We start from the raw sequence: 7,458 nt of genomic DNA on the forward strand, positions 1-7,458 counted from the left end.
GCGGCCAGCGGCAATGCGGCGTCCATGAACCTGGACATCGACCACCCGACGACCTCGCGAGTGAAGCTGTCCAGTACGCACGCCAGGTAGACGAAACCCTGTTTGACTCGGACGTCCGTGAGGTCAGCCTGCCAGACTTGATCGGGTCCGGTCGGAATGACATGCGGCAGCAGGTTGGGAAACCGGGTCTCGCTGTGGGTGGAATCCGTGGCGGTCTGATATCGACGTTTGGGTCGGCACAGCAGCCGACGTTCCCGCATCACTCGCAGGACGCGCTTGTGGTTCGCTGGACGTCCTCTGCGGGCGAGTTCATGGGTCACCCGGCGATCACCGTACCCGCTCCACTTCAACACCACCGCCTCGATGTCTTCGGCCAGTGGCTGATCGCGGTCCAGCACATCCCGGCCCAGCTGGTGGACATACCAGGACCGGCTCACGTCGTGCAGGGCACACAGGCGACGCACCGACACCGTGGGATGCGCGATTCGCGCATCCGTGATCATCTGGTGCCTTTTTTCAAGGGGTGCGTCGCCAACGATTTTCGCAAGATGGTGTTCTCCAAAGCCAGCTGGCCACAGTAGCGTTCCAACTCCGCGATGCGAAGTTCAGCGCTGCGGTCTGTTTTGGCACCATCGGTAAACGCGGCCTCACCACGGTCTTCGATTTCTTTACGCCAGCGGTGAATCAGGCTGGGAGCTCGTGAGTGCTCCCGGCAGAGTTGGGCGGTGCTGTGCAGGCCAGCGTTGATTCCGGCCGACCACCTGAATCTTGAACTCACGGCTATGATTCCGTCCTGGCATCTGGGCTCCTTCGCGGTGCAGTCAGCGTAACGGCTGACTGGGGCGAAGTGTCTTGGCCTGTGGTCCTGTCCGGAGGGTTCATCCTAAGAAGCCGATTTAAGGCAACACAACCAGCCGATGGTCCTACTTCACTTCGAGAGGATACGCTTGGAGTGTCTAAACCTGAGCTCAAGAACAGATGTGCTGTTTTGGCTTAGGGTATAAAGTGAGGTAACGCTATGGAATATCGTCGATTGGGCCAATCTGGTTTGCAGGTCAGTGCGCTTTCTTTTGGTGCTTGGGTAACGTTTGGCACGCAGTTGGATGCGAACAGTGCACTAGAGCTGATGTCCGCTGCCTATGACCGCGGGTGTAACTTCTTCGACAACGCCGAGGCGTACGCTCGAGGCCGAGCTGAAACCATCATGGGCGAGGCTCTGACCAAAGCCGGCTGGCGGCGCGATAGCTACGTCGTTTCGAGCAAAGTTTTCGGCGGATCGGTTGAAAACCCAGCTCCGACTCAGCGGGGCCTTTCACGCAAGCACATTTACGAGGCGTGCTACCAGGCCATCGAACGCCTACAATGCGAGTACCTGGACTTATACTTTTGTCATCGCCCAGACCGCACCACCCCCATCGAAGAAACAGTGCGGGCCATGACCGAGTTGATCCAGCGCGGTGATGTTTTGTACTGGGGAACAAGTGAGTGGTCGGCGCAGGAATTGATGGAAGCTTACGCCGTCGCCCGCCAGTACAACCTGATTCCCCCGACCATGGAGCAACCGCAATACAACATGCTCACCCGCTACCGGGTCGAAGTCGAATACAGTCGCCTGTACCGCACGGACACACTCGGGTTGGGCACCACGGTCTGGTCGCCGCTGGCAAGCGGTCTTCTGACCGGTAAGTACAACGATGTGGTTCCGAATGACACCCGCATCAACCTACCCGGTTATGAATGGTTGAAAGCCAGGCTCGAGAGTGAAGAAGGCCAAACCAACCTAGTCAAAATCCGAGGCTTGGCCAAGATTGCCGACGATTTGGGCACGACTTTGCCGAAGCTCGCCCTGGCCTGGTGTCTCAAGAATCCGAATGTGAGCACAGTGATTACGGGTGCCTCCAAAGTCACGCAAGTGGTGGAGAACTTCTCTGCGCTTGAGCTGCTTCCTCAGCTTACCGACGAGGTGATGGTAGCCATTGATGCGTCACTGGGCAACAAGGAAACCCGTTTATATGGTTCGAGCGAGTGAAACCAAACTCGGGTGTGAACAAGATTGTGTTGCCTTAACGGGTTCAGGATAGGCTGACCCACTGTGACCGATGCCAAACCCTACCACCACTGATTTCCCATAACGCTGGTCCAGCACGCGATCTAGCTCTATCACCGCTTTCCCATCAGCGACCGAGACGTCCAGGAATTGCTGTACCAGCGCGGCAGTGTTGTCAGCCATGAGACGCTGCGCGAATGGTCTATCAACTTCGGCTCGCTCTTCGCAGATGGCCTGCGTCACCGGGAACCCTGGCGGGGTTCCCGGTGGCTTCTAGATAAGGTTTGCACGGCGGTAGTATGGTGTCCGCCACTAGGTGTTGCGGGCGGTGGACGAGCACGGCTGTACCGACCCCCCCTACCTGGGTGTGAATACTTTGTATAGTTTCTCCCTTAGACTTCTATGATGAAACGTGGCCACACCGATGGGTTCATTCTCTACGCGACCTTGAGCCTGCTTATCCTCATTGCGGTCATGGTCGGCACGGCTCTGGTAATCAGCAATATCAATGTTCGCAGTGCCAATGACAATGTTCGAGTCAGTCAGGTGCAGGCGCTGGCGGAAGGCGGCCTCGACGAAGCCGTCTCGAAAGTTTGGTATGACATCTGGCCTGCCAGCACGCCCACTTCCTACTACCGGGTGTCGGATTACAAGAAGAACCTGGTTACCCAAGGCTGGGGCGTTAACACCTCAGCAAGCTATGGCCCCTTCAATCTGTCGGGCGTCGGGAACTATCAATATAAGATCACCCGCCTGGCCGACACCACAGACCAGGCCACGCACTTCCTGGTCGAATCCACTGGAGTACAGACAGGCGGCACCTCCCGCAAGATCACCCAGGACATCTATGTGGGCGGCGGCCTCTTCAACGGCATCTCCTACGCAGTGTTGACCAACAATGCCAACTGCGTGATGTGCCACGCCAGCGTTCAGTCTACCCAAGCGCTGGCGACCGGCAACCCCGTTTCATCTCAGACGCCCTTCCGGCGCGCCAAATTCGCCACTTTGGAGAGCCTGCAAACCCGTCCAAGTGAAGAAGACAGCGTCCTAGCGGGTACGTTTTATACCCGTGGTGGTTGGGTGGATGGCAATGGCAACAATGTCGCCAGTAGCAGCGGCTTCAAGACCACCCAGGCCACGGGAGACGGCAATATCACTACACCTATGACAACAGCAGGTAGCGCGAAAAATTTCTCGGTTTTCGACTGTTCCAATGCCACGCAGTGCGCGCAGACGAGCAATCAAAACTTCTACACCAATTACCCGACCCAGGACAAGATCGGTCAGCAGCCCTTTAACGGCAAATGGCCCGATGGAGAGCTGCCCGACAGTTTCCCACTGCCTGTAGCTGATACCGATGGCAACCGCAACATTGACGATACCGAGTGGAACAACGCGGTCAGTACCAGCACCTCGCAGGAAGACCCGGACAACCCACCGGGGGCCATCACTGCCACCATGAAGCAGATCTCGCCGACCGGAACGTTGGGGACCAACAACTTCGGCGCGGTTCAGGCAGGCCAGACGGCTGGCACCGGCTACACCGGCAATCTCGTGTTGGACGGCACTCAGACCCCCATCAACGTCAACGGCACGGTGTACGTCAACGGCGACGTGATCATTCGCGGCAAGATCAAGGGGAACGGTAAGATCATTGCTCGGGGAAATGTCTATGTGGTCGGCGATGTGAAATACGCCTGTGGCAACGACAACCATGAATGCAATGGCACCGACTGGGCCACTGTCTCGGACCCCGATTCGGACGTTCCCAAGTTCGCCCTCTCTGCCGTCGGCAACATCTCGCTGGGTGACTTCGAGACGCCCCGTTACGGAGACTGGAGCGATCCGAATTTCCTCGAAACCGAAAACAGTCAATCTGCCACGATTAAGACGGGAAGTAACGTAGGACAATCCGTCACCAAAGGTGGACAAACCAGTACCGTACCGGGGATGGCTTGGCGCGAAGCTACACTGTTCAATCGCCTAGAAATGAAAAAATTCATGCTTGCCCGGAAGAATGGACAATCCTACGTTCCCAGACTTTACAAATTTGCTAACAACAGTCCTGACCTGGTGTTTTGGAATGACCCGACCGATGAGGGGACGGACAACTATGCCAGTAGCTCTTACCGGCGTATTGACGCTGATTGTGCAACGGATGTCAACCAATGTCCGAAGGGCACATTTACCGAAAATATTACTGGTCAAAAAATTACCTCAACGGCAGCTCAACTTCAGCAATTTCTCGCTGCCGCTGCCGTCTACACAGTCGCGCCCAAAACCAACTGGGTAGGTCGCTCACAGCTCAAGAAGATGTACCTCGATTCCACCGAAACCACGTCGCGATCCAAAGGTGCGTTCCGCTTCGATGGCCTGCTCTACAGCTCCAATGCCACCTTCGCCCTCGCCAAACCCGGTGTGAGCAATGCCTGCCTGCGAAATGTCAGTGACAATGGCGGCTGCTCGAAGACCAACGGCAGTCTCGAGATCCGCGGCAGCCTGATGAGTGCGGACACTGGCATCCTCTCGTCAGGGCCGTGGGGTAACGGGAACAAAAATGTCACCCCTTCCTTCAGCGTGTATCACGATGACCGTCTGTCGAGCTTCGTGAAGCTGCGCAATACCCAGCGTGCGGGCCTTTACCGCGCCGATTGGAGCTTGGAGCGCTGATGCGGCATCCACACGCCGGATTTACTCTGCTTGAATTACTGGTGGTAATCGCCATCGTCGGCATTCTGGTGACCATTAGCTTCAACATCTACGGTGACCTGCGCCAGAAGGAAGTACTGCGTCAGGGTGTCCAGCAGTTCTCCGCCGACCTGAACAACTCGCGCTCCATCGCACGGCGGCTGAGTCAGGACGTGCAGGTCAAGGCCAATGTCAATCAGTCCACTTATACCATCACCCGGCCCATTGCTGGCACGTCCTCCACCCAGACCTATACCCTGCCGGAGAATATGAAATTCAGCACTGCACTTGATGTCACCTTCAGCAAGCCCTACGGTTTTGCGACTCAATTTCTGAATACAGATGGGCAGCGGACCTCATTGACCCTGGCCAACCGTTCGATTTCGGTCTACGTGATCGGCCTGGCCGGAAAGGTAGTCGTCCATGAAGACTGATCACGGTTTCACCTTGATCGAAACGCTGGTGGCCGTCGCGCTCACTGGCATATTAATCATTATCGCTAGTTATTTCTCAAGCTCGCTCCTCGACACCAGCAAGGCCAAGAACGCCACCGTGGCCCAGACGTTTTCGCGCAGCTACCTTGACGTGTTGCGAACCAAGTGGAGTGTGCCGAATCAGTACCTGACGACCAGCCTGCCTAATCCCACAGCCTCGGCATTGGAAGTCAAACCACCCGATAACTACAGCTACACCACACAGGTACAGAACGCCAGCGGCGCGGTGATCCTGAATTACACCTATTCGGCCACCACGCCGCCAGTACCTGTCTACAGCCCCAGCAACTACAAGAAAGTCTTGCTTTCAGTCAGCACACCTAATGGGCAGACATTAACCTTCGCGACCCAGATCATTAATCCGCCGCAATGAGGAGGGCCGTCATGTTGAAAGCGGATTCTCTTACGGGTTTCACCTTGATTGAAATGCTGATCTCAATGTTTATTGCCGGCATTCTCCTGAGCGTTCTGTACAGCTTTTTCAACACCAGTCTCAACAGCGTGAGCGTGGTCCGCACCCAGAATCAGCTGCTCTCTGATACACGTACGGCTGGAAACTTCGTGGCCGACACCATGAATTCTGCGGTGTACATCTACCCACCGAACATCAAATTAACCCTGACCGCTGCCAACGCTTATGCCACCCAACATAACGGCGCGAGTACGGTCTGGACAGTGCGAAGCGATCCTTTCGTGGCGGGGTTGCTGCCGCCTGTGAACCGGGCCGTCAAGTGTGTCGTAGGTACGCTCTACAACGCCGCTACGCCGGGTGACAGTCAGGGCGGTTGTTACAAAGTAGTAGCCTTCTATGCCAAGAGCCGCGCTGAGTATGTGGCAGCGGCTCCGACGCTGGCCAATCCCGGCAGCGACAGCTCCACTACCGCAACGGCTCAGGTGCTGATGTATTACTGGGCCTATGTTAACCCGGACACCAATACTGGAACACCCTGGCCCACCAGTGGCTTCACGGGCCGCGCAACCCTGCTGGCGGATGCACTGACGGCCACCGGCATGACTTTCGAGGACTCGGCCAACTGGAAATGCACCGACCCCAGCACCGGCGGGATAGGCAGTACTGCCGGGGAGTTCGTGCTGTGCAGTGATCCGACCATTGCCGCACTCAATGTGAACAATGCCAACGCCGTTCGCAAGGTCAGCGCCACGCAGCTCAGCCTGACCTTGCAGACCAGCGCCCTTCGCAAGGGAGCCACCAATATCTCCAGCGGCCTGCGCTTCTGGCTGGCTCCGCGTAACGTCGGTCTGGGCGCGCAGCAATAATAGAGGTTGTATCGCCTTAACCGGGCTGAGGTAGGCTGACTTCCTGTGACCGATCCAAAACCCTGTCGCCATGGTTGTGTTGCCTTAACTGGTTCTGGCAAGTGGAGCGCGATAGGCTGAGGGGCCGTGACTGACCGCAAGCCTTCCCGCCATCGGTTTCCCTTGAGCATCATCCAGTACGCTCTCCGGCTTGATCACCACTTCTCGCTGAGCCAGCGTGGTTCCTAGAGCATTTGACATAATAGCTGCATGAATACGGCTGGGGTCCGTGGATAGAGCGTGGAGCTTCGGACTCGGATTGTCGCCCTGGTGCTGGAGGGTGCTTCGCCGGACGAAGCGGCGAAACAGTTCTCTGTGCATGTCGATACCGTCAAAAATTAGCTGACATCCAGTTGGGGTCCACCTCAACTGGATGTCAGCTAGCTTCTCTAGTGCTTTGGTGTGCCACATCAGCGCACCTGCAAAGATGACCGGTGGCACGGTGCCGATCTGCGAAGTCAGGAGAAGACACCAGCCCGAGCATTTCTCAGTGGAGAACCTGAATGAGTCCATCGTGCAGCGGGTGGCTTTCAACCAACCCTTGTTGACAACATCTTCCCAGACTGCCGTAGGTGTTTGGTTGTAGGGTTGCACTCCTCCGGAAGAAGCGTCCAGACCAAGACGAATATATAAATAGGGTTTCATGGTCGCTTGATGATCCTGACGATGGCTATTGATACCTGCTTAAATCGGTCACGCTTGGCTGCCGGAGAGCAATCGGGTCGGGAGTTGAATGTACCGAACACGCTGCCACGCCTGAATGAGTCGTGACTTCAAAGTGAGCAAACTGAGATGTTGCGGTTTATGAAAAAACTGTCCAGCACGGCTTTGCACCTCAGAATGAGGGTGTGAACGCAAAGGAAACTCGTGCTGGACAGCTTTACACTGACATTCTTGCGACATTGACGCGCA

At 56.5% G+C, this 7,458-nt stretch carries 6 protein-coding genes and 2 pseudogenes; 7 read left to right on the forward strand and 1 reads right to left on the reverse strand.

The features are described 5' to 3' along the window. A partial coding sequence (locus tag GUI70_RS21850; protein WP_237725109.1) for an IS3 family transposase occupies nt 1-437 on the reverse strand: 437 nt, incomplete at its 3' end. A 581-nt stretch (nt 438-1,018) separates the two neighbouring features. On the opposite strand from GUI70_RS21850, the gene GUI70_RS21855 reads away from it, so the two are divergent. The 7 genes and pseudogenes from GUI70_RS21855 to GUI70_RS21885 all read left to right on the forward strand — a co-directional run. Further along, the gene (locus GUI70_RS21855) at nt 1,019-2,029 is read left to right on the forward strand and encodes a potassium channel beta subunit family protein (RefSeq protein WP_161884397.1); all 1,011 of its coding nucleotides are present in this window, start codon (nt 1,019-1,021) and stop codon (nt 2,027-2,029) included. A gap of 423 nt (nt 2,030-2,452) precedes the next feature. Continuing rightward, complete coding sequence (locus tag GUI70_RS21860) at nt 2,453-4,717, forward strand: bactofilin family protein (protein WP_161884398.1); 2,265 nt, start codon at nt 2,453-2,455, stop codon at nt 4,715-4,717. Beyond that, nucleotides 4,717-5,169: a pilus assembly FimT family protein gene (locus GUI70_RS21865; RefSeq protein ID WP_161884399.1), complete on the forward strand. Its 453-nt coding sequence runs from the start codon at nt 4,717-4,719 to the stop codon at nt 5,167-5,169. The genes GUI70_RS21860 and GUI70_RS21865 overlap by 1 nt, the downstream gene beginning before the upstream one ends. After that, entirely contained in the window at nt 5,159-5,602 is a 444-nt protein-coding gene (locus GUI70_RS21870; RefSeq protein WP_161884400.1) for a type IV pilus modification PilV family protein, read from the forward strand. Before GUI70_RS21865 ends, GUI70_RS21870 begins: the two co-directional genes overlap by 11 nt. 11 nt (nt 5,603-5,613) lie before the next feature. After that, the gene (locus tag GUI70_RS21875; RefSeq protein ID WP_237725110.1) at nt 5,614-6,507 is read left to right on the forward strand and encodes a PulJ/GspJ family protein; all 894 of its coding nucleotides are present in this window, start codon (nt 5,614-5,616) and stop codon (nt 6,505-6,507) included. Nucleotides 6,508-6,633: 126 nt separating this feature from the next. Next, nucleotides 6,634-6,726 (forward strand): annotated as a pseudogene (locus GUI70_RS21880) (IS6 family transposase); the annotation flags it as partial. Between the two features lie 60 nt (nt 6,727-6,786). After that, nucleotides 6,787-6,882 (forward strand): annotated as a pseudogene (locus GUI70_RS21885) (IS630-like element ISDds8 family transposase); the annotation flags it as partial. Nucleotides 6,883-7,458: the final 576 nt, after the last annotated feature.

This window comes from Deinococcus alpinitundrae (assembly GCF_009982895.1).
In the GTDB taxonomy this organism is placed as follows: Bacteria; Deinococcota; Deinococci; order Deinococcales; family Deinococcaceae; genus Deinococcus; species Deinococcus alpinitundrae.